Source organism: Lacinutrix chionoecetis (assembly GCF_053604665.1).
The window spans coordinates 38658-63503 of sequence record NZ_JBSHNQ010000053.1 but is presented as its reverse complement, the minus strand read 5'-3'; the positions used below and the strand labels follow the sequence as shown (position 1 = coordinate 63503).

Annotated in this window: 19 protein-coding genes; 15 read left to right on the top strand and 4 right to left on the bottom strand. The window is 35.1% G+C overall.

Annotated elements, in window-relative coordinates:
- The 3 genes from ACVC43_RS01070 to ACVC43_RS01060 form a co-directional block, all read right to left on the bottom strand.
- The coding region (locus tag ACVC43_RS01070; protein ID WP_452222725.1) for a lectin-like domain-containing protein at window positions 1-2088 on the bottom strand (2088 nt) is incomplete at its 3' end.
- A 91-nt stretch (window positions 2089-2179) separates the two neighbouring features.
- Window positions 2180-3868 carry a gamma-glutamyltransferase gene (ggt, locus tag ACVC43_RS01065; protein WP_452222724.1) on the bottom strand — a complete coding sequence of 563 codons (1689 nt, stop codon included), beginning with the start codon at window positions 3866-3868 and terminating at the stop codon, window positions 2180-2182.
- An 88-nt stretch (window positions 3869-3956) separates the two neighbouring features.
- Entirely contained in the window at window positions 3957-4550 is a 594-nt protein-coding gene (locus ACVC43_RS01060; RefSeq protein ID WP_452222723.1) for an acyl carrier protein phosphodiesterase, read from the bottom strand.
- Window positions 4551-4631: 81 nt separating this feature from the next.
- Between ACVC43_RS01060 and glmM the strand changes: the two genes are divergently transcribed.
- Together glmM and ACVC43_RS01050 are read left to right on the top strand one after the other, a co-directional pair.
- Window positions 4632-6020 (top strand): phosphoglucosamine mutase, encoded by a 1389-nt coding sequence (glmM, locus tag ACVC43_RS01055; RefSeq protein ID WP_452222722.1) that lies wholly within the window; start codon window positions 4632-4634, stop codon window positions 6018-6020.
- Between the two features lie 27 nt (window positions 6021-6047).
- Window positions 6048-7547, top strand: a complete 1500-nt coding sequence (locus ACVC43_RS01050) for an aminotransferase class V-fold PLP-dependent enzyme (RefSeq protein ID WP_452222721.1) — start codon at window positions 6048-6050, stop codon at window positions 7545-7547.
- A gap of 8 nt (window positions 7548-7555) precedes the next feature.
- Here the strand turns inward: ACVC43_RS01050 and ACVC43_RS01045 are convergent, their stop codons facing one another.
- Window positions 7556-8446, bottom strand: coding sequence for a lysophospholipid acyltransferase family protein (locus ACVC43_RS01045; protein ID WP_452222720.1), 891 nt, complete (start codon window positions 8444-8446; stop codon window positions 7556-7558).
- A 62-nt stretch (window positions 8447-8508) separates the two neighbouring features.
- On the opposite strand from ACVC43_RS01045, the gene ACVC43_RS01040 reads away from it, so the two are divergent.
- From ACVC43_RS01040 to ACVC43_RS00980, 13 genes are all read left to right on the top strand, one after another.
- Entirely contained in the window at window positions 8509-9156 is a 648-nt protein-coding gene (locus ACVC43_RS01040; RefSeq protein ID WP_452222719.1) for a rhomboid family intramembrane serine protease, read from the top strand.
- Window positions 9157-9162: 6 nt separating this feature from the next.
- Window positions 9163-10557 (top strand): tRNA uridine-5-carboxymethylaminomethyl(34) synthesis GTPase MnmE, encoded by a 1395-nt coding sequence (gene mnmE, locus ACVC43_RS01035; protein ID WP_452222718.1) that lies wholly within the window; start codon window positions 9163-9165, stop codon window positions 10555-10557.
- Window positions 10558-10742: 185 nt separating this feature from the next.
- Complete coding sequence (locus ACVC43_RS01030; RefSeq protein ID WP_452222717.1) at window positions 10743-11837, top strand: phage integrase SAM-like domain-containing protein; 1095 nt, start codon at window positions 10743-10745, stop codon at window positions 11835-11837.
- Window positions 11834-12850 carry a DUF6617 family protein gene (locus ACVC43_RS01025; protein ID WP_452222716.1) on the top strand — a complete coding sequence of 339 codons (1017 nt, stop codon included), beginning with the start codon at window positions 11834-11836 and terminating at the stop codon, window positions 12848-12850. The genes ACVC43_RS01030 and ACVC43_RS01025 overlap by 4 nt, the downstream gene beginning before the upstream one ends.
- Window positions 12851-13033: 183 nt before the next feature.
- Window positions 13034-13381, top strand: coding sequence for a helix-turn-helix domain-containing protein (locus ACVC43_RS01020; RefSeq protein ID WP_245935391.1), 348 nt, complete (start codon window positions 13034-13036; stop codon window positions 13379-13381).
- The gene (locus ACVC43_RS01015; protein ID WP_452222715.1) at window positions 13378-13674 is read left to right on the top strand and encodes a helix-turn-helix domain-containing protein; all 297 of its coding nucleotides are present in this window, start codon (window positions 13378-13380) and stop codon (window positions 13672-13674) included. The genes ACVC43_RS01020 and ACVC43_RS01015 overlap by 4 nt, the downstream gene beginning before the upstream one ends.
- Window positions 13675-13819: 145 nt before the next feature.
- Window positions 13820-14581 carry a BT4734/BF3469 family protein gene (locus tag ACVC43_RS01010; protein WP_452222714.1) on the top strand — a complete coding sequence of 254 codons (762 nt, stop codon included), beginning with the start codon at window positions 13820-13822 and terminating at the stop codon, window positions 14579-14581.
- A complete protein-coding gene (locus ACVC43_RS01005) occupies window positions 14582-16399 on the top strand; it encodes a DUF3987 domain-containing protein (RefSeq protein WP_452222713.1) in 1818 nt (605 codons plus the stop codon).
- Window positions 16400-16565: 166 nt separating this feature from the next.
- Window positions 16566-16871 carry a helix-turn-helix domain-containing protein gene (locus ACVC43_RS01000; protein WP_452222712.1) on the top strand — a complete coding sequence of 102 codons (306 nt, stop codon included), beginning with the start codon at window positions 16566-16568 and terminating at the stop codon, window positions 16869-16871.
- Window positions 16868-19708, top strand: coding sequence for an N-6 DNA methylase (locus ACVC43_RS00995; protein WP_452222711.1), 2841 nt, complete (start codon window positions 16868-16870; stop codon window positions 19706-19708). Before ACVC43_RS01000 ends, ACVC43_RS00995 begins: the two co-directional genes overlap by 4 nt.
- A complete protein-coding gene (locus ACVC43_RS00990; protein ID WP_452222710.1) occupies window positions 19708-20967 on the top strand; it encodes a restriction endonuclease subunit S in 1260 nt (419 codons plus the stop codon). The genes ACVC43_RS00995 and ACVC43_RS00990 overlap by 1 nt, the downstream gene beginning before the upstream one ends.
- Window positions 20964-24149 carry a type I restriction endonuclease subunit R gene (locus ACVC43_RS00985; RefSeq protein WP_452222709.1) on the top strand — a complete coding sequence of 1062 codons (3186 nt, stop codon included), beginning with the start codon at window positions 20964-20966 and terminating at the stop codon, window positions 24147-24149. The genes ACVC43_RS00990 and ACVC43_RS00985 overlap by 4 nt, the downstream gene beginning before the upstream one ends.
- Entirely contained in the window at window positions 24149-24823 is a 675-nt protein-coding gene (locus ACVC43_RS00980; RefSeq protein WP_452222708.1) for a M48 family metallopeptidase, read from the top strand. Before ACVC43_RS00985 ends, ACVC43_RS00980 begins: the two co-directional genes overlap by 1 nt.
- Window positions 24824-24846 lie beyond the last annotated feature (23 nt).

The following is a 24846-nucleotide window of genomic DNA, read 5'->3' as shown; positions in this document are numbered from 1 at the left end:
CTCAACTACCAGGTCTAATGTGATTGTATTGTAACAGCTGGTGTTGGTATTGAGCACACCTGCCACTATGGTTTGCGGGTTACTTATATTAGTGTAGGTATTTGGTAATGGGTTGGTTTGAGCGTCTGCATCTGCCTGATTGAGGTAATACGTAACGCTATAGGCTGGATTGCTGCCTGTTATTTCGTTGTTTTTTATCGTTAAATCGATGGCTGTAAAACCGTCTGGTGTGCCGTCGTCGCAAACTTCTAATGGTGTGGGTGCGATGAGGGTTGGGAGTGGGTATGCAGTTACTGTTACCGTGCTTGTTGCCGGACAGATGCCACTAGTTAAATAATCTACAGTATAGCTTGCTTCTGGAGTTCCTCCTGTAATCGTTCCTGTTGCTGGGTCTATAGTTGCCGCATCTGTTGGTGCTGTATTAAATGAGAAGGTTCCACCTGGTGTTGCTACGGTATCTACAACGGCTCCGTCGCAGGTTGGTGTGTAAGTGAAAGTTGCATCAGATTCAGTAATGGTAATGGTTTCACTAATATCTAAGGTGTTGCTACAACCTGTAATGTTAGCAGTATATTCAACACCATCAATCCAAGTCTGACCAGAAGTTCTTGTAAACGTTAAAGTGTTGGTGGTCGTTCCTGTTACAAAATTTGTGTATTGTAACACATCAAGTGTTCCAGTATCTATAGTTATGGTATTAGTACCGTCACTCACATCGATAGCTGCCGCATTGTTACTTTTTGCAGAACTTATAGTGACATTTGTACCTGCCGGAATTGTATCATCAAGAGTTAAAACTAAAGTGGTGTTTATCGCAGAAATCCTTGCGCAATTTACTCCTGATGCAGCAGTTCCAATAGGGTCGATTGGTCCAGTAGCATTAGCAGGATTAAAGCCTCCCGAGCCACTTAAACCATTACCTGTTACTATGGTATTTGGTGTGGCAATATTGTTAAGATTTATGGTTTGATCTACAGTAACAGAGGGAACGTTAACTGTTCCATTTCCTGAGGCATCCAAAGTAATAGTTTGGTTGGCACCAGAATTAATAGTATACGTTATTATTGCATCAGGATCTGCGGCAATGTCAAATTCTGCATTGTCTCCATTACAAATTGGATTTGTTACAGCAACTACACTTGCTGTTAGGTTTGATAATATCATTATATCAAATGATTCTGAAATAATATCACCACAGGCATCTGTAATGTTAACGGTATACGTTGTATCTACAGTTGGAGAAAATGTAGGGTTTGGTATAGTAACATCACTTATGTCTGTAGCAGGTGACCATAAATAATTTGTTGCACCATCATATGTAGCATCAATATTAGTGACACTATTTCCTGAACAAATTTGTTGATCTTGAAGTGTTATACTATCACTAAAAGATAAATATTTAAAGCATATTTGCTGAAGATTATTAGCACCTCCAGTTGAGCCAACGAATCCAAAATAATTAATTGTGTTACCACCAAATATATTATTTACCAGATCTCCAGTATAGGAAATTCTTTCATCACAATCGAAAACCACTGAAAATGTTTGAGTAGCAGCTCTCCATGAAACTTTAACTTCATGAAAATTTCCATCTTCTGTATTACCAGAAGTTGCCGACATCTGGACTGGACCAGCTAAGTTGTTAGCGGTGTTATGGTTAACATCTCCATTAGAAATTAATGAAATATGATCTTGAAAAAGGTCACCATTCATGGCGTTATTCCACGTATCGAATTCTACTGAAATAGAATTGTTTATCCCGTCATAACCAACGCCTCCACCTCCAATGCCAAGTTCTGCAGTTGGTGTTGTTTTAATAACGAAATTTATACCATCTGCTCCATTTGCATCGTTACTCCCAAAATTAGCATCAAAAAATATATCAAAATCTGCAGAAAAATCTAATGAGTTTCCAAACCAAACGCCTCCTAATTGCGAATTAGTGGCATCTGTTATTTGATAACAGTCATTTCCAAGAGATATAGCATCTCCAATAAACGTAGGTGCTAACTGTGCTTGACTCCTTAGCGAAAAGAGTAGCGTAATAATTATTATGAAACAAAGTTTTGGGTTTAGTTTAGTAGTCATAATTTCTCCAATGCTTTTCAATAAGCGTCTAATGTAATTTAAATACCACAGACATGAAAACCATATGGCGATTTTTGACGATTTTTAAACCTTAAAATCCGGCAGCCGCATCATCGCCTCGAGAATCTGCACCACCTTCTAGCGTTCCATCTGGCAATACTACAATGCCATCTACAATACCGATTACAGGTGAGCGCTCTTCGTTAATTATATATCCTTTTTCTTCTAAAGTTTTTATGGTTTCTTTGTTGAATCTATTAGGTTCCATTCTAATTTCATCTGGTAGCCATTGATGATGGAAGCGAGGAGCTTCAACGGCTTCTTGCATAGTCATATTAAATTCGTGTACATTTAAAATAGTTTGTAAAACCGAAGTGATAATTGTCGATCCACCAGGCGTTCCAACACTCATTAATAATTTGCCGTTTTTTTCAACAATAGTTGGCGTCATAGAACTTAGCATACGTTTTTCTGGAAGAATTGCGTTAGCTTCGGCACCAATTAAACCGTACACATTTGGCACGCCAGGCTTGCTTGAAAAATCGTCCATTTCATTGTTTAAAAAGAAACCTAATTCTTCACAATATAATTTAGAGCCATATCCAGAATTTAAAGTGGTGGTTACTGAAACAGCGTTTCCAAATTGATCGATAATAGAGTAGTGCGTGGTTTCATCACTTTCAATAATATCCACAGAACCATGAGAAACTAGGGTTGAAGGTGTTGCTTTTTCAAATGAAAAATCGGTCATTCTATTTTTTAAATATACATCACTAATAAGCTTATCTTGAGGGACTTCAGCAAAATCAGGATCGCCTAAATAGTAACTTCTGTCTGCATAGGCACGACGTTCAGCTTCAGCCAAAACCTGAATGGTTTTTACAGAGTTGTGTCCAAATTCATCTAAATCGAACGCTTCTACAGATTTTAATATTTGTGCCATTGCTACGCCACCACTGGAAGGTGGAGACATAGAAATAATGCGTAGATCGTCGTAATCGAAAGTAATTGGTTTACGCCATTTTGGATGGTAGTTTTTTAAATCTTCTTCGGTAATAATACCTCCATTTTCCTGAATAAATTGAGCTAATTTTGTTGCTGTATTGCCTTTGTAAAATTCATCGGCTCCATTTTTCATAATAGCTATAAGTGTATTTGCTAAATTGTTTTGTACAATGGTATCGTTCGTTTTCCAATGTTTGGCAAACAAAATAGTGTCCCTGTTGGTTTTTAAAAAATCTGAACGTTTTTCATTGAAGCGGTATTCTTGTTTTGCCGTTACAATAATCCCTTTTTTTGCCAATGCAATAACAGGTTGCATGATGGTTTCTATAGGTAAAGAACCAAATTTTTTATGCACTTCAAAAACACCAGCAACAGTTCCAGGCACGCCAACGGCCATGGCGCCACGCGTACTAAGATCAGGAATAACGTTGCCAATAGAATCTAAATACATATCTTTAGTTGCTGCCAGAGGTGCTTTTTCTCTATAATCAATAGCTCCAATCTCTCCATTGTTCAACCTATAAACCATAAAACCACCACCACCAAGATTTCCAGCATAAGGATAGGCAACTGCTAAAGCCAAATCGGTTGCTACCATAGCATCGAAGGCGTTTCCGCCTTGTTCTAAAATTTGTTTCCCAATATTTGATGCTTCAATTCTAGCTGATACAACCATCGCTTTTTGTGTAATTAAACCACGAATGGGTTCTTTTTTCTTGCAGGAGAAGCAAATGAATGTTATGATTAAGAAAAGATTAAAAAATTTTAATTTCATAGTATAATTTCTTTTAAATAAAGTGATTACCACGCTTTTTTCTATTGAAAAAGCTCGCAATAACAGCCGGTTTTTCTATTTTTATCCACTATCTATTTTCTATTTCTTTCAATTTTTTAGATGAAAAGTGAATTAATTCATCAAAAAAACGAGTGAATTCATCTTCAAATTCATTATAAAATTCTTGTAATTCGTTTACTGCTAAGTTCATTTGCGAACGGTTTTCTGTTCTTCGATTCATGCCTTCTAAAACCTTGGTAATACCTTGAATAGAAGCATAACTTAACAGCCAGTTATCGGCAATCATGTAAGGCATCATTTTTTTTATTCTTGCAGGTAAAATTTCAAAATTATCTTGTAAGCTGTCGTAGAAATTATCGATATATTCTGCTAAAGGCACATTAGAATAATTACTCCAGTTTTTAGCAAGAAAATGATCGTACAAAATATCGACAATCACGCCAGAGTAATGACCGTAGTTTTTGTGAAGCCTTTTTGTACTTTCTCTAACCGTTTTATGAGCATCTGTAAACGTATCGATTTGACGATGCAGTAAAATACCTGTTTGAACCTGCTTAGGATATTTTAAATATTTTTTTCCGCGAATGCCATCCGCAATAAAATTACCAATAGTTATAGCTTCGTTGTCACCTGAAAGATAAATGTGTGCGAGAAAATTCATAGGTCGAATTTACAAATTCAGAATTGATAAATCCGCTTTTGAAATAGTATATTTGCACTTCAATTTTAAAATTTTCTTTTCATGACACTTATAAAATCAATTTCAGGAATTCGAGGTACCATTGGCGGAAACGTTGGTGATAATTTAACACCAATTGATGCTGTAAAATTTGCATCGGCTTATGGTACGTGGTTAAAGAGCCAGCGCGACAAACAGGATTATCGCGTTGTGGTAGGAAGAGATGCGCGGATTTCGGGAGAAATGATTCAGAATTTAGTGATGAATACGTTAGTGGGATTAGGAATTCATGTTATAGACTTGGGTTTATCTACAACACCAACCGTAGAAATTGCTGTGCCAATGGAACATGCCGATGGAGGTATTATTTTAACTGCAAGTCATAACCCAAAACAATGGAACGCGTTAAAATTGCTTAATGCTAAGGGTGAGTTTTTAGATGCTACAGAAGGCGCTAAAATTTTAGAGATAGCAGAAAGTGATACTATGCAATTTGCTGAAGTTGATGATTTAGGTAAAATAACAAAAAATCAAGCCTATATAGATTTGCATATAGACGAAGTATTAGCTTTAGAATATGTTGATAAAAAAGCTATTGAAAACGCTAATTTTAAAGTGGTTGTAGATGGTGTAAATTCTACAGGTGGTATTGCCATTCCTTTATTATTAGAACGTCTAGGAGTTGAAGCAGTAAAATTATATTGTGAGCCAAATGGACATTTTCCACATAATCCAGAACCATTAAAAGAACATTTAACAGATTTATCTGCCGAGGTAAAGAAACACAATGCCGATTTTGGCATTGTAGTAGATCCAGATGTGGATCGCTTGGCTTTCATGGACGAAAATGGTGAGATGTTTGGCGAAGAATATACTTTAGTCGCCTGTGCTGATTATGTGTTAAGCAGAAACCCTGGTAATACTGTTAGTAATATGAGTTCGACAAGAGCTTTAAGGGATATCACTGAAAAACATGGTGGAACGTATGAAGCAAGTGCAGTAGGAGAGGTAAATGTTGTTGCTTTAATGAAGAAAAACAACGCAGTAATTGGAGGCGAAGGCAATGGCGGAATAATTTATCCAGCCTCGCATTATGGACGAGATGCTTTAGTTGGTGTGACTTTATTTTTATCGCTTTTGGCAGAAAAACAAATGACTGTTAGTGAATTACGTAAGACCTACACAAGTTATTTTATGAGCAAAAAGAAAATTGCTTTAACACCACAAATTGATGTTGATGCTATTTTAAGCCAAATGGCAGCCAAGTATGAAAACGAAAACATTAATACGGTAGATGGTGTTAAAATAGACTTTGCAGATAATTGGGTACACTTAAGAAAAAGTAATACAGAACCAATTATTAGAATATATACCGAAGCTAAATCCCAACAAATTGCAGACGATTTAGCCGATAAAATCATCTCAGAAATTAAACAAATAGCTAATATTTAGTACTTTAGCAGTATAATATAAATATTCATGATTACAACAAAAGCACCAAGAGCAAGACATTCTGAACTTGAAAAATACTTTTCACAGTTTAGAAAACATATTGTGGGAATAGATCAAGAATTCGAATCGCCTTATGGTACTCAAAAGATGGTGTATACAGATTGGACAGCTTCTGGAAGGTTATACAGACCAATTGAGGAAAAACTTCTTAATCAATTTGGCCCTTTTGTAGCTAATACACATACCGAAACTACGGTTTCTGGTACAGCAATGACCAATGCATACCATAAAGCGAGAAACATAATAAAAGGCCATGTTAACTCGAATGCCGATGATGTTTTAATTGTTGCAGGAAATGGTATGACAAGTGTTGTAAATAAGTTTCAGCGAATTTTAGGCTTAAAAGTGCCAGAGAATTTGCGTAAATACACCAAAATTCCAAACGAAATACGTCCTGTTGTTTTTGTTACTCACATGGAACACCATTCTAACCATACTTCCTGGTTAGAAACTATGGCAAAAGTAGAAGTTATTCCAGCAGGTGATGATGGCTTATTTAGTATAGAAAACTTAGAAATTCTTTTAGAACAGTATAAAGACTGTACGCTAAAAATAGCTTCGGTTATAGGTGGTAGCAATGTTACTGGCATACAAACACCGCATCATGAAATAGCAAAAGTCATGCACAAACATGGAGGTGTTTGCTTTGTAGATTTTGCGTGTTCAGCTCCTTATGTAGAGATTAATATGCACCCAGAAAATGAAGAAGAGGCATTAGATGCCATCTTTTTCTCACCACATAAATTTTTGGGAGGACCAGGCACTTCGGGTGTTTTAGTTTTTAATAAAAAACTATATAAAAATATGATTCCAGACTGTCCAGGTGGAGGTACTGTGTCTTGGACAAACCCTTGGGGAGAACATAAATACATTGACAATATTGAAGACAGAGAAGATGGTGGCACACCTGGATTTTTACAAACAATAAAAACGGCTTTATCTATTAAGTTAAAAGACCAAATGGGAGTAAAGAACATATTAGATCGTGAGCATGAGTTGTTACATCAAGTGTTTTCTAATTTGGATGGTGTTGATAATATTAAAATTTTGGCTGGTGACCAGAAAGAGCGATTAGGTGTGGTCTCTTTTTATATAGAAGATTTACATTTTAATTTAGGAGTAAAAATATTAAACGATCGTTTTGGTATTCAAACGCGAGGTGGTTGTAGTTGTGCAGGTACTTATGGGCATTATTTGCTACATGTAGATCAAGAACAGTCCAATAGTTTAGTAAACGAAATATCTTTAGGAGATTTAATACGCAAACCAGGTTGGATTCGTATGTCTGTTCACCCAACGACAACTTGCGATGAGATTGATTATGTTTGTAAAAGCTTGATTGCTTTAGCAGAAAACCATGAGGAGTGGGCAAAAGATTATCAATACAATAAAGCAAATAACGAATTTATTCATAAGACTTTCGTCCCTACTCAAGAGTTAAGAGTAGATGGATGGTTTGAGATGTAATAGTCTTGTTAAAGAAATTCTGCAGGAACTTTATCGCGATGTTTCCATCGCTTATGAGTCCATAAATAATATTCCGGTTGTTCTTTTATTTGTGCCTCTACAAAGGTTTTAAATTGGTCTGTAATTTTGTAGTCAGGAAATTCATTTGGATGCACTGCAATGGTTCTAAATGTGGTTTCATAAAACCCTCGTTTTACTTTTCTAACATCGAAAAAAACCACTGCCATTTCCAAGTCTTTGGCCAACATTTCGGCACCAGTGTAAAAGGGAACTTTAACACCCATAAAATCATTCCAATGCCTGGCCTTTTCTGGTTTAGGAGACTGGTCTGCAACAAAACCAGTAATGCTTAATTCACCACTTGCTTTTACCTCTTTTAGCGTATCTATAGTTTCCTTAGTAGTTATTAAGTGGCTGTTATAACGTGCACGAATACGTTTTATTAATCTGTCGAAATATTTGTTATTTAATCTTTTATAAACGCCAAAACCTTTATGGCTTATATACGTTTGAAGTATAAAAATCCACTCCCAACTGGCATAATGTCCGCAAAGAATAATAACGTCTCGCTGTTGTTGCTCAAGTTTTTTAATAACTTCAACGTTAGTAAATGAATAGCGTTTTTTCATATCGGCTTCAGAAATTGTCATAGATTTCATGGATTCTACAACCATATCGCATAGATGATGGTAGAATTTTTTGGTGATGGTGTTTATTTCTTCCGAAGATTTTTCGGGAAACACCAATCTTAAGTTGTCTTGAACAACCTGCTTTCTGTATCCAAATATTTGATATATGAAGACATAAAGGAAATCTGAAAACGCATATAATAATCTAAATGGTAAAATGGAAATAAGCCAGAAAAACGGATAAATTACTATGTAAGCTAAAAATTGCATGAATTAGTTTTAGATTTGCAACCACAAATATATACTATATTTAAAATAAATAATTAAACTAAATGGATATTAATATAATCACGATTATAATAATTGGAGCCAATGTAATAGCTTCTTTAAAAGGTTTTAACGACTTTTCATTTTTCGAGAAATACAAGTTTAGTATTGGTGCAATAAGCAGAGGAGAGAAAATAAGAATGATAAGTTCTGGTTTCTTGCATGTTAACATGCAACATTTGTTTTTTAATATGTTTTCATTGTACTTTTTTGCACCAGTAGTAGTAAATATGCTTGGCGAATTAAGTTTTATCATTATCTATTTAGGAAGCTTACTTTTAGGAAATGTATTATCTTATTATTTTCATAAAAACGAATATCATTACACAGCTGTAGGTGCCAGTGGCGCTGTAATGGGCATTATATACTCTTCTATACTGTTACAGCCAGGCATGAGTTTATATCTGTTTTTTATTCCTATACCAATACCTTCGTATGTTTTTGGTGTTGGGTATTTATTGTATTCTATTTATGGAATGAGAGCAAAGGCAGATAATATTGGTCACGATGCACATTTTGGTGGCGCTATAGGTGGTTATGTATTAACATTAATATTGGCAACTTACCTTTTTGAAACTAATCTTAAAATGATACTTTTATTAGCAATACCTATAGTGTTGTTATTTGTTTTAAAGAAATTAGGTAAAATATAAAACGAGATGAATTACAACAACGATACTATAGTAGCACTTGCAACAGCCTCTGGTGCAGGAGCTGTAGCTATAATTAGATTATCTGGTGAAGAAGCTATTACCATTGCAGATGGTTGTTTCAAATCTGTTAAAAACAATAAAAAACTTAGTAACCAAAGCACACACACCATTCATTTAGGTAATATAATGGATGGCGAGCGCACTATTGACGAAGTTTTAGTTTCTGTATTTAAAAACCCAAACTCCTATACAGGAGAAAATGTTGTAGAAATTTCTTGTCATGGTTCAATTTATATTCAGCAGGAAATTATTCAGTTACTTTTAAGAAAAGGTGCGAGAATGGCAAACGCTGGCGAATTTACCTTACGCGCTTTTTTAAATTCCAAGTTAGATTTAAGTCAGGCAGAGGCAGTTGCAGACTTAATAGCGAGTGACAACGAAGCTTCACACCAAATAGCAATGCAGCAAATGCGTGGTGGGTTTTCAAGTGAAATAGCCAAGCTTCGTGAGGAATTAATGAATTTCGCCAGTTTAATTGAGTTAGAATTAGACTTTGCCGAGGAAGATGTAGAGTTTGCCGATAGAACACAATTTAAAGAGCTCATAAACCGTATAATTTTTGTTTTAAAACGTTTAATAGATTCCTTTGCAGTAGGAAATGTAATAAAAAATGGAATTCCTGTAGCAATAGTAGGGGAACCTAATGTTGGTAAATCTACTTTACTCAATGCGCTTTTAAATGAAGAACGCGCGATAGTTAGCGACATTGCAGGAACCACACGCGATACAATTGAAGACGAATTAGTAATAGAAGGTATTGGATTTCGTTTTATAGATACTGCTGGCATTCGTGATACTAAGGATGTGGTAGAAAGTATTGGCATTAAAAAAACCTTTGAGAAAATGGAGCAGGCACAAGTTGTTGTATTGCTTTTCTCTGCTAAAGAATTTAGAACTGAAAGTAAAAGATTAAAGGTCGAAATAGAAAAAATTAAAAATCGTTTTCCACTTAAACCTTTACTTATTATTGCAAATAAAGTTGATACTTTAAGAGATTCTGATTTAAATCACCTAATCGCTGAATTTGAAAATATCCTTTTACTTTCCGCCAAAACTGGAGTTGGAGTAGAAGAATTAAAAGAAAAGTTAATCAGTTTTGTAAATACAGGCGCGCTAAGAAATAATGAAACAATTGTTACCAATACACGCCATTACGATTCTTTACTAAAGGCTTTTGAAGAAATTAATAAAGTTAAAGCAGGATTGGAAACTGGAATTTCTGGAGACTTTTTGGCTATAGATGTACGCCAAGCCTTATTTCATTTTGGAGAAATAACAGGAGAAATAACCAGTGACGATTTACTTGGAAATATATTCTCTTCATTTTGTATTGGAAAGTAATTACACTTCTTTTTGTTAGCTAAACCCTTCTTTTATTGGTGTTTACAGGCTTTTACTTTCTCTTTCTTGTTGCTAATTTGCCTTTATTTTCTTATATTTGGTTTCTAATTTGTTGTTATAGAAACAAGTTTTGTTGCTAACAACAAGTTTGCTGTTACAGTAACAACCGCAAAACTTTTTGAGATATGAAGGTTACATTAAGAAAACGAAATCAGGGAGGTAAGACCAGTTTATACTTGGATTACTACCATAAAGGGAAACGTAAAACAGAGTATCTAAAACTCTACTTAGACCCTAATGCCAAAACTAAAGACGATAAGGTAGTCAATAAAAAAACACTTCAATTAGCTGAGACAATCAGAGCACAGCGACAAATTGAAATCCAAAACGGTGTTTATGGCTTTCGTGATAATGAAAAACTAAAGGCCAGCTTTACTAATTATATAGAACTCCTTACTGAAAAGAGGAAAGACAGTAAAGGAAATTATGGTAATTGGGATAGTATGCTGAAACATCTGAAAACCTATATTCCTATGGACATCACTTTTGCGGAAGTAGATAGAAAATTTGTCCAGGGTTTCAAAGACCATCTTGATAAAGGTGTTAAAACAAAGAGTAACCAGAGTCTTTCTCAAAACTCAAAGTATTCATATTTCAACAAACTCAGAGCTGCATTGAAACAAGCGGTAAAGGATGGAATTATTCCTACTAATCCAGCTGAAGGTGTAGATGGTTTTAAACAAGGAGAACCTCAGCGAGAGTTTCTAACTCTTGAAGAATTACAAGCTGCGGTAAAAGAGGAATGTGAAATACCACAAATTAAAACAGCATTCATTTTTTCTTGTCTTACTGGATTGCGTTGGTCTGATATAAATAAGTTGCTTTGGTCAGAGGTACAGCATTCAAATGATATGGGGTATTACATCCGTTTCAGACAGAAGAAAACCAAAGGAGCTGAAACCCTCCCTATTTCAGAACAAGCTTATGGCTTACTCGGTGAACCTCAGGATAAAGACGAAAGAGTATTCAAAGGTTTAAAGTATTCCGCTTGGCACAACTTGAAGTTGCAACAATGGATGATGAGAGCAGGAATATCCAAAACAATAACCTTCCACTGTGCAAGACATACCTACGCAACTTTACAGCTTTCAGCAGGAACAGATATTTATACAGTTTCAAAATTGCTCGGTCATAGAGAATTGAAAACCACTCAGATTTACGCTAAAGTAATAGACCAACAAAAGAGAGAAGCTGCAAACCGAATTAAATTGGATTTATGAGCAAGCAAAACAACACCTTAGATAGAATCCTTGATTATGAATTAAGACCTTGGCTTCCTCAAAATAGTTTGGATGATGTATTTGCTTCAAAATTTCGCAGCTTAAAAGAGTACACTCCAAAACAACCGTTGCAATTTGAAGTTGACTTTTATAGACCATTTGACCATAAAACGAAATACTATTCAAGGCTTATTCTAAATACTGTTAAATCTGACTTTGATACTCTGTACCAAACCATTGATGAAGATAGAAACGAGAACTTAATCCGTTACTATCTTAATGACACACTCAATAAGCGATTAAAAACACGCTTGAAAGACCTTGGAGAACTTCTAAAGGAAAAGGATTATGCACTTGTGTACATTAACCCAAAAAACACCTCAAATCAATTAGACCAGGCACATAAAGCCAATACCTATATAATGCAGTTACTCAAACTTGCTTATATGCAATTGTACTTGGAAATTCAGGAAGCTTTCAAAGATTGGATAGATGATGATTTGATTGTGGAGGACTTCTATACTCAACTATTAAACGAGCCAATTCCCGAAAAACTACCTATCAGAAAACTACAAGTTATTGAAGTTGCTCCAGAACCAGTCAAGAAACCTAAGCCAAAGCAAACATCCAAACCCATTCCGTTCAATTCTTTCACTTACAAACAGTACAACACAAATCCCGATAAACTTGGCGATTTATGGGATAGCCTAAAGCTCAACAAATTCATAAGTGTTGATACACCTTTAGCCACTTTCAAGAAAGTGTTTTCAGGTTCTGAAATAAATATGCCTATTACTTGGACTGGTAATATCAGTGAGCTTTTTTACTTCGTAAAACGCATTCACAAAGATTTACAACTTATTGAAGATTTAAAGCAAAAGCAATGGCAAGTAACCTGCATTTGTTTTGTAGATGAAAACGGAGAATTGTTTGACCGTTCAAAATTTAGGTCATTAAAAAGACCAAACCTCACAGGTGATAAAATAGATAGTGCCGTAAACCTATTAAAATAGGTTACTCTGCACTTTACACTTCCTATTCTTTTTCAGTTTTTATTTAGCCCTTGTTCTAAACCGACAAGGGTTTTTTCTTTTGTTTTCCCACTCTGCACTCTGCACTCTACACTGCACCTTGTTTCTGCACCCCAAAACAGCCTTGAAGTCATTCTACTTTAGCACTGTATTCGGGAATCGAATATGACTTTTGGCCAGAAGTCTTTTACAAATTTTCAAACCCATAATAAGATGGAAGAGATTTTAAAAAGACTTGAAATTATCGAGAAACACGTATTAGACCAAAATCTAATACTAAAGAATGTACTCAACTTCAATGAAGCTTGTAAGTACTTGGAATTATCGCAATCACACTTGTATAAACTCACAAGTGCGGGAAGCATTCCACATTACAAACCTAACGGTAAGAAACTTTATTTCAACCGTGAGGAATTAGACCAATGGCTATTGCGTAACCGCAACGCCACTAATGATGAAATCGAGCAGCAAGCAGCTGATTATCTAATTAGAAAAGGGAGGGTAAAGTTATGATTGAGATAGTAGACTTAATCCTGAACCTCTCTCAGGAAGTAAAGACGATAAAAGCATACTTGCAGCAAATCCACCAATCACGGTTAGAGAGTTTTACCGAAGAGTGGATTGATGGACAGGATGTAATGCAAACGCTTCACATCAGTAAACGTACCCTGCAATCTCTACGAGATAGCGGTACGTTACCGTACAGCCGAATTAACGGCAAGTTTTATTACAAGCTTTCAGATTTAGAAAGCCTGATGGAAAAGAATTATTCACACAAAAAATCATCAGGTAATGGAAATAAATAAGGAAGCCATATTGAGCAAAACACATTACGGCCTAAATATTTATGCCTTTGTGTTACGACAATACTATCCGGGCGAAACAGTTCTTTCCCTTTCGGGAAGGGACTGTAAACCCACTAAAAACCCATTCAATGAAGATAAACCTACATTGACGGTTAAGGTAGTAGATAATTGTGCGGTGCATACTGATAATGAAGAAGCTATTACAGACGGGAATGTATTTGATTTTGCAGCACTACATTTTAAGCTTTCTGGTCAGGAATTACTGGATAAGCTAAATGAAGAATTGCATTTGCGTATTGGTCAAAACAATGGTTTTTACAATCAGGAGGAAGTGATATTTACAAAACCTGAACCCGAAATTATAAAACCTAAACCACCAGTATTCAGCTATTACAAAAAGCCTGTTACCAATGTAGCACCTACAAAAGAGATAACCTTGATAGAGGTTTACAACCTCATCCAAGGTAATGAATTTGCTACGTGTACAAGTACACTACGCAACATTCAAGATGTTAAGGAAGCCCGAAAATACAAGGCGTTCAATTTCGATTATGTCACCTTTTCAGGTGCATTTTCAAAACGAAATGATAAACACCTCAAAAAGCATTCAGGACTTCTAACCATTGACTTTGACCACATCAGTAATATTTCCACACTCAAGGAAGAACTAATCAAAGATGAATACTTTGAAACTGAGCTTCTTTTTACATCACCTTCTGGTGATGGATTAAAATGGATTATTCCTATTGAGTTAACCAAGGTCAAGCATCAAGACTATTTCAAGGCGGTTGCCAATTACATCCAACACACATACAGCTTGGAGGTAGATGGTTCAGGTAAAGACATTTCAAGAGCTTGTTTTTTACCTCACGACCCCAATGTATTTATCAATCCAAAATATTTATAGATGATGGAAAAGAAAACGTTTAATCCGTTGGAGTGGATGGAAAACCCAAACCAACAGCAGCAACATACAGAACAAAATTATCAACCAGCTACAGACAACAATTCAGAAGTTGAAAAAGTCATTCAGAATATAGAAGCTAATCATATTGATATTGCCCCCAATTACAACGATTGGATAAATATCGGTTTCGCTTTTGCTGATGAATTTGGAGAGTCTGGAAGAGGTTTATTTCAAAGAGTTAGTCAGTACTATTCGGGTTACAATGCTAAAGAATGCGACAAACAATTTGACAATTGCCTAAAGTCTAAAGGTCAAGGTGTATCGCTTAAAACCTTTTTCTTCCTTGCCAAACAAGCGGGAGTTTCTATTGTAACACAAACCAATGAACAGTATAAAGCTACCAATAGCAATTACAAATCATCAAAAGCTCCTCCTGTTCAAGAACACCAGGAAGAAGAACCGATTAAGGAGGTTATGCCAACATTTCCTAAATCCTTATATCCTGAGCTTCCTGAATACCTGCAAGAAGTGATTGCTGTAGCTATGTCAGATGAAGAAAGAGATATATTGCTCTTAGGTTCATTGGTGTCTATTAGTGCCTGTTTCCCGAAGCTGTTTGGTATTTATGACGGTAAGAAAGTGTTTAGTAACCTCTTTCTATTTATCACAGCTCAAGCATCCGCAGGAAAAGGACGTTTGGTGCATTGTCGTCAATTAGTAAATCCTATTCACAAGGAATTACGTGAGGAAGCCAAATTGCACAAACAACACTTTGAATTGGAAATGGCGGAATACAACGCTAATAAAGGTAAAGTTGAAGGTGTAGAAAAACCAGCTCGACCACCTGAAAAAATGCTCTTTATTCCTGCAAACAATAGTTCAACAGGTGCATATCAATTGTTGGGTGATAGTGATGGCAAAGGATTAATTTTTGAAACCGAAGGAGACACTTTAGCACACGCCTTTAAAAGCGATTACGGAAATTATAGTGATGGTTTCAGAAAAGCATTCCACCACGAAACTATTTCCTATTACCGCAGAACAGACCGTGAATTTGTAGATATTGAAAGCCCTTGTCTTTCCACAGTTCTTTCGGGTACGCCAAAACAAGTTTCGGCTTTAATACCAAGTGCAGAAAACGGCTTATTCAGCCGCTTTATTTTCTATTTTATGAATGTTAAGCCTGTTTGGAAAAACGTATTTGCAAGCACTACAGACAACGGACTGGATGATTACTTTGAGAACTTAGGGAACCAGTTCTACGAACTGTATAAGTTACTCAAAAGCAACGGAGAATTTCAATTCTATTTAACAGCAGACCAACAGGAGCAATTCAATCAGTTCTTTAGTAAAATACAAGGAAAATACCTCAATCTTCAAGGGTTGGACTATATGGCTACCATTAGAAGGTTAGGTTTAATTGCGTTCCGTTTCTGTATGCTTTTTTCAGCATTAAGAATTTTAGAAACTGGTGATACATCTAACAAACTCATTTGTGAAGAAAGAGATTTTCAAGCTTCTTTGGCTATGATTAAAGTATTGGTAAAACATTCAAGCAAAGTCTTTGGTGAACTTCCACAAGAAGAAACCAAACCAAGTCGAATGAATCGTAAAGAGAAATTCCTCCACGCTCTACCAAAAAACTTCAACCGTCAGAAGTATTTGGAAGTAGCCAAAAAACTTAACATTCCTGCAAAGACAGCAGAAGGCTATATCACAAGTTTTAAAAAGGCTAATCTTATTCACCGTGAGCAACAAGACAATTATATAAATGTCTCAATTGAGGAAAATGAGGATATTAAGGAAGCTAAGGATTAACTATCCTTGGTTTCCTCTATTTCCTTAAAGTCCTTAAAATGTAGGCTATGGCCATCAGTTAATTATCTGTTTAAAAAATGTCTACCCTTTTACGGTTTTCCTTCCTTTTATTTCCTTTTTTCTTCTTATATTGGACAAAATTTGACAAGTCAAAATATAAAAGGTCGTGAAATTAGGCAATCGTATTAAAGAGCTTAGGGAAAGTCAGGGATTACTCCAAAGACAACTCTCAGCACAGTTAGAAATTGACACACCTATGTTTAGCAAGATTGAACGTGGAGAGCGTAGAGCGAAACGCGAACAGGTGCTAAAAATAGCAGAGCTACTCAAGGCTGATGTAAAAGAATTATTGGCTTTGTGGTTGGGTGACCAAATTATGGAGATAGTTACAGATGAAGACCAGGCTATGCAAGCCTTAAAAATGGCAGAGCAACAAATTGAATATCGTAAAAAGAATAACAGCACTAAATGAAAACAGACAAAATAAAATTATCAAAGTTAGAAGGCTTCTTAATGAAAGCAGCCGATATATTAAGAGGTAAAATGGATGCCTCAGAATACAAAGAGTTCATTTTTGGTATGCTGTTCCTTAAAAGAATGTCTGATGTATTCGACCAAAAAAGAGAGCATTTAAGAAAGAACGATTACAAACATTTGGATGCAGATACATTAAATGAAATTCTGGAAGATAAAGTCACCTTTGGAGATACCTTCTTTGTGCCACCAAGAGCAAGATGGAATGAGAAATTCATTGATGAAAATGGAGTACAACAACCCGAAATAAAACATCTTCAACATAATATAGGGCAAATGCTGAATAAAGCATTAGATGCCATTGAAGAATCAAATCCTGATACCCTTTCAGGGATTTTTAAAGGTCGTATCAACTTTAATAAAGAAGTGGATGGTAAGCAGATTGTAAAAAATGCCGACCTAAAAAAAATGATTGACCACTTCAATGAGTTCCCGAAACTGGTTAATGAAAATTTCGAGTTCCCTGATTTATTGGGTGCAGCTTATGAATACTTACTAAAACACTTTGCTGACGAAAGTGGTAAAAAAGGTGGTCAGTTCTATACGCCTAACCAAGTCGTTCGTTTATTGGTGCAATTGATGAAGCCTGAATCTGGTATGTCAATTTATGACCCAACAGCAGGTTCGGGAGGTATGCTCATTCAATCACATCAATACATTGAAGAGCAAGGGCAAAATGCAGATGATTTAGAACTATTTGGTCAAGAAAATGACCCTACTGTAGTTGCTATCTGTAAAATGAACATTATCCTACATAATATTACTAAATACAACATTGAATACGGAGATACATTAGATGAACCTTTAAATGAAAAAGATGGTCAAATTATACAGTTTGACAGAGTAATTGCTAATCCTCCGTTCTCTCAAAACTACAACAAGGCTACAATGCAATACCAATCACGGTTTAGCTATGGTTTTGCTCCTGAAACAGGCAAGAAAGGCGATTTAATGTTTGTACAACATATGCTTGCCAGTTGTAAAAAGACAGGTAAAGTAGTAGTGGTTATGCCTCACGGAGTACTATTTAGAGGTGGTAAAGAAAAGGAGATTCGTGAGAATATGCTAAAAGCAGATGTTTTGGAAGGTATCATCAGTTTACCTCCTCAACTTTTTTATGGTACAGGTATTCCTGCCTGTATTATGGTTTTTAATAAGAACAAACCCGATACGTTAAAGAATAAAGTATTTATTGTAAATGCCGATAAAGATTATGCAGAGGGTAAAAAACAAAATACATTAAGACCCGAAGACGTAGAGAAGATTGACTATGTATTCACCAATAAGATTGAAGAAGCCAATTACTCAAAATTGGTTGATTTAGATACCATTGAAAGCAACGACTACACACTTAATATTAGAAGGTATGTAGATAATACACCTCCACCTGAACCCGAAGATGTCAAAGCTCATTTAATTGGTGGTGTTCCTACAAGTGAAATTGAAAAAGTACAGCATTCTTTAGCTCCTAAATTTGAATTTGATAGCTATCAATTATTCCAAGATAAAAACGAAATCTACAAAGATTTTAACTTGGATAATAAGGCTACTATAAAAACAACCGTTGAGGATGATAACAAGGTAATTGAAACACTGACCGAATTAGGGATTCACTTAGCAGATTGGTGGCAACTGGCCAAAGAAGATTTTTCTACCCTTGCTCCTAATGGCAATGGCTCAAAAGCTAATTTACCAAGCGTAAGAGCGGAACTATTAACCAGCATCAAAGAAAAGTTTGTGCCTGTTGGTGTATTAGATAAATTTCAAGTAGCAGGTGTATTTGTAAACTGGTGGGATAATATTAAGTACGACCTAAAAACTATTATGCAAAATGGTTGGGATGCAGGTCTGATTCCTGATGAATACCTGATTGAAGAATTTTTCAAAACTGAGAAAGCTGAAATAGAGCAAATTGAAATTGAACAAGCAGACTTTGAATCCCAATTAGAAGAAGCGGTTGAAGAAGCCTTAAACTTAGTAGAGTTTGAACCAGACGAAGAAGAAGGTGAAGTAAAACAAACACCAACATTAGCCAAAAGTGAGTTGAAATCACAAATTGATTATTTCTTGACGGAGAAAAACAAACCTGAGGAAGCCAAACCCTTTCAAGAACAAGATGCTAAAATTAAAGACCTTGAAAAATCTATTAAAGACTGTAAAGCCTTGCACAAGGAAAAACAGGCAGAGTTGGAATTGAAGATTGAGTTAAAACGTTACGGTAGTGAGGAAGTAAAAGCGGAAAGCAATGCCCTTTTATTCGCTGCAAAAAAAGAATTGAAAAACTTAGATGCTGATATTGATGGTTTAATCAAAGATTTCAAGGCGGATTTAAAAGATACTTCTGATTATGCCAACATCAAAAAATCAGTTACAGCTTACGAAAAAGAACTAAAGAAGTCTAAGGACAAACCCGAGATATTGCAGGTAGTTTTAGAGGTGAAAAAACAATTCAGAGAAATCACTAAAGCCTACAATGCACGTATTAAAGACAGCGGTATTTTAGAAGCAAAATTGGATAGTTTAGATACGCTTTTAGAAGAAATTGGCGGAATGATTACCACAGAAGAAAGCCAAAAACTGATTCTTAAAAAGCATTTTGATATTATCAATGACCAACTGCAACGCTACCTAAATGCTGAAAAAAGAGCATTGGTAAATGCCTTTGAAAACCTATTTGATAAATACTTCACATCATCGCAAGCCATTGAGCAAAAAAGAGAAAGCACTATGGCAGAACTCAACGATTTTCTAACCCAATTAAACTATCTCGCCTAATGGAAGAAAATCAAGTACATCAAATACATATACCACAAGGATGGTTTGAAGATATTGTTCTTGAACTATGCCATATTGGAAGAGGTCGGGTAATAAGTCAAAAAGAGATAACTGAAAATATTGGTGAATATCCAGTTTATTCTTCACAAACTCAGAATAACGGTGAAATGGGCAGAATAGACACTTTCGATTTTGAGGGTGATTACATTACTTGGACAACTGATGGAGCAAATGCAGGTACAGTATTTTATAGAACAGGTAGATTTAACTGTACCAACGTATGTGGTACATTACAGGAAAAAGATAAAAATATAGATTTAAAATTTCTTGCCTATAAACTGTCAACTGTTGCAAAAAAGCACGTATCGTATATTGGAAATCCCAAGCTAATGAATGGCACAATGTCGAAGGTTAGCTTAGTAATCCCTAAATCCAAACTTGAACAAACCCAAATAGCCGCGATTCTTTCCAAAGTAGATGAAGCCATTACTCAAACTGAGAAACTCATTGCTAAATATAACCGCATTAAAACAGGTTTAATGCAAGATTTGCTTACCAAAGGTATAGACGAAAACGGCAATATTCGAAGTGAAGAAACTCACGAATTTAAAAACAGTCCATTGGGTAGGATTCCGAATGAGTGGGAATGTGAAAAATTAGAAAGATATGGTTCATTTTCAAAGGGTTCGACAATTTCCAAATCCTTATTATCTGATAATGGCGTTAATTGCATTTTGTACGGTGAATTATATACAAAATATGATATATATGCCACAGAAATATTTTCAAAAGTTCCATTTGAATTTGTTAGAGAAAAACAGCCATTAAAATATGGAGATATTTTATTTGCAGGCTCTGGAGAGACACACGAAGACATAGGGAAATGTATAACATTTATTGGTCACAAACCAACATACGCAGGTGGTGATATTGTTATTTTCAGAAGTAAACACTTCAATCCTATTTTTTTATCAATGCTATTAAATTCATTTAAACTAAATATTCAAAAATCCGCATTGGGTCAAGGTAGTTCTGTAATTCATATCTACCCTAATCATTTAAAAATGTTGGATGTTATTTTTCCCGATAAAGTCGAACAAGACAGAATTGCAGAAATAATATTGAAGAATGAAATGTATATAAATGATTTAGAAACAAACCTTTCCAAACTCTATTCTCTCAAAACAGGCTTAATGCAAGACTTATTAAGCGGTAAGGTAAGAGTAAACCACCTCATTAAAGAAACAGCAAACTTATGATACTAAGCAACGACAATAAATACAGAGGCAATTTAGGTTCTACCTTAAAGTTGGATGAATACAGCCACGTAGAAAAGCCTTTTTTAGAACAATTGGCAGGTTTAGGTTGGGATGTATTGGAATTACAAATGCAACAACAGCCTGAGCAAAGCTTTAGAACGTCCTTTTCAGAAGTGGTTTTAAAACCTAAACTAAGGGAAGCATTGGTTAAAATAAATCCTTTCCTTACAGATGCTCAGGTGGATGAGTTAGAGCGTAAAATAACTACATTTCAAAAGAATAGCCTGTTAGAAAACAACCAACAAGTATTGCATTACTTACTGGAAAACACCACAGTTTCTAAAAACGAACAAACTGGAGAGTTAAGCCCAACAGTACGTTTTATTGATTTTGAAAATTTAGAGAACAATAGCTTTACGGCTATTTCTCAATTTAAGGTAGTGGTAACAGGTACAGACCATCATATCATTCCTGATATGGTTTTGTTTGTAAATGGTTTGCCTTTAGTGGTCGTTGAAGCCAAATCATCCAAAGTAAAAGAACCTATCCCTGAAGCCATAGACCAATTGATGCGGTATTCCGAACAAAGAGGTGATACAGGAGAAGGAAACAAAGAACTGTTCTTTTACAATCAGTTTTTAGTAACTACTTGTCGTACAGAAGCTAAATTCGGAACCATAACTACTAAAATAGAAAAGCACTTTTACAGGTGGACAGACCCTTATCCGAAAACTTTAAACGATTTAGTACACGGCAAATCGTCACCTAACGACCAACAACGCTTAGTTGCAGGTATGTTAGACCCTCGCAACTTATTAGATATTGTTAGGGTATTCACAGCTTTCAAAACAGATGATAAAGGCAGAAAAATAAAAGTAGTTGGTAGATACCAGCAATTCAGAGCGGTTAAAATAGCAACCCAAAGATTAATTGAAGGTAAAAACCCAATAGAAAGAGGTGGTATAATTTGGCATACACAAGGTTCGGGTAAATCGCTAACTATGATGTTTATGGTTCGTGAAATGAAGCTAAGACCTGAATTAATGTCTTGGAAAATCATATTTGTAACGGATAGAACCCAATTAGAAGAACAATTATCTGATACAGGTCAAAGTATTGGATTTACCATTAAGTCAGCCAATTTTATCAACCCTAAGAATCCTGCCAATGGTCAAAGTTTAAAAGAGTTATTAAGCAATGATAATTCTGATTTAGTAATGGCTATGATTCATAAGTTTCAAGAAAATGGAGATTTAACTGGATTAGAGATATTTCCTGAATTGAATAAAAGTAGCAACATCTTAGTAATGACAGATGAAGCTCACAGGTCGCAATATTCGCTTTTGGCTGCCAATTTAGACCGTGCAATGCCAAATGCTACTTCAATAGGTTTTACCGGTACACCTACAAGTAAAACAGAAAAAAAATACAAGGACTACATTGATAAGTACACAATGCGTCAAGCGATAGATGATGGTGTTACTTTAGAAATTGTATATGAAGGGTTTACCCACAATGCTGAGGTGGAAGACCAAAAAGGGATGGATGATAAGTTTGCTGATGTTTTTAGTGATTATCAACTCACTGAACGTTTACAAATCCTCGGGTTTGGTTCTCGTGATGCGTATTTAGATAATATGAATACCATTAAGGAGAAAGCTAAAAGTATGGTCAATCATTATGTTGAGCACATATTCTCTGGTGGTTTCAAGGCTCAAATTGTTGCCAATTCTCGTATTGCAGCAGTACGTTACAAAGCAGCTATTGATGAAGCATTAAAAAATAAGATTGCTGAATTGTTAGTCGACAATCCTATGTTGGTTAATATGGAAATATTGCAAACTTTAGAAACCGCAGTTGTCATATCGGGCAGCCATAATGATGAATTAGAAATCAAAGCATTTACTAATGGTGATTACCATAAAAAGAGCATAAAACGCTTCAAATTACCTTTTGGGTCAACAGACGAAGAAGATAAAAATGTAAACGGCAATGTAGGTATTGTAATCGTAAATAATATGTTGCTTACTGGTTTTGATGCACCTATTGAGCAGGTAATGTATTTAGATAGAGTTATTGTAGCACACAACTTACTTCAAAGTATTGCCAGGGTTAATCGTGTTGGTCCAGAAGGTAAAGACAAAGGTTTCGTAGTAGATTATGTAGGTGTAGGCCACCATTTGAAAAGAGCTTTAGATACCTATGCTGAAAAAGAATTACAGGAGATTATAGATTGTATTTCAGATGATGATGCAGAGTTAAACGAATTAATAAAAGCTCATAAAGACATTTGGAATTTCCTCAAAGTATATGATTTAGAAGACCTATCAGATTCAGACGCCTTTTTTGATGTGTTCTATGATGAAGATATTCGCTTTGAATATATTAAGCTGTACAATAAACTTACAAGTTGTTTCAACAATGTATTGCCACGTAAGGAAGCTTTAGAGTTCTTTAATGATTGGAAAGCATTTACAGAAATTAATGCTTTAGCAAATAAACACTTTAGAGATGGTAGGTTTAGTATGAAAGGCATACCCCCTAAACTAAGAAGCATAGCAGATGAATATCTAATTTCAAAAGGCATTGAGCAACAAGTCGCTCCAATATCAATTATTGCTGATGATTTCTTTGATAAGGTAAAAACAAAGAAAAGAACAAAAACTAAGGCAGCAGAAGTAGAACACGCTATACGTCATTTCATAGATTTAAACATAGATGAAGACCCTGAATTATTCGCATCCTTTGCCAAGGCTTTAGAAGAAATACTAAAAAATTTCAAAGGTAACTGGAAACTAATCTATGAAGAATTAGAAAAGTTAAGAGAGAAAATCAGAAACAGAGAAAAGGAAGAAACCTATGGATTAGACCGTAAAAAGCAAATGCCATTCTTCCGTATTTTCAAAGCTGAATTATTTCATAATAGAGATTTATCAGAAGATGAAATTGCTCGAAATGTAAACCTAACACAACACATCTTTAATCTTGTAGCTAATGAAATAAGATTAACTGGTTTTTGGGATAGTACACCAGCTCAGTTAAAACTAAAGGCTGAATTACAAAAAATGCTTTTATCTCCTGAGTTCAAAGATTTACCAAATATCATTACTAAAAGAAATGAAATCATTTCAAGAATAATGGAATTAGCCAAAACCAATCATTTTAAAATCATAAACGACTAATGATTCTTGAGTACCAAATAAAATATTCTAATCGTAAAACCCTCAACATTTCTGTTGAGAGGGATAGAAGTATTATTGTTCGTGCTCCACATTACCTAACCGCAGAAAAGATTGATAAAGTGGTTCAATCAAAAAGACAATGGATTAAGGAAAAACTAAACCATACACAGAAATACCCTATTCTTTCAGAAAGCAAAGAGTTTGTATCAGGTGAAACCTTAATGTATTTGGGTAAAAACTATCAATTATTAGTTACTGATGAAGAAATTGAAGGTATTGAATTTGACAGAAGATTTAAAATATCAAAGTCCAACCAACCGAAGGCGAATGAACTATTCAAGAAATGGTATCTAAGTCAGGCGTTAAAGAAGATAGAGCCTTTAGCTACAAAATATGCTAAGAGCTTGGGTGTTGAGTATAATCAATTTAAAACCTCTGAAATGAAATACAGATGGGGTTCTTGTACACCTGCCAATAATATCATATTCAATTGGAGAATTATTAAAGCTCCAATGTATGTATTAGAGTATTTAGTAGCACACGAATTAGTGCATCTTATAGAAGATAACCATACTCCACGTTTTTGGAATATCCTTTCAATTCAAGTACCTAATTACGAAAAAGCAAAAAATTGGCTAAAGAAAAATGGACAATTATTAGAAGTAGATTTTTAGAAAAAATAGAATTATGAACCGAT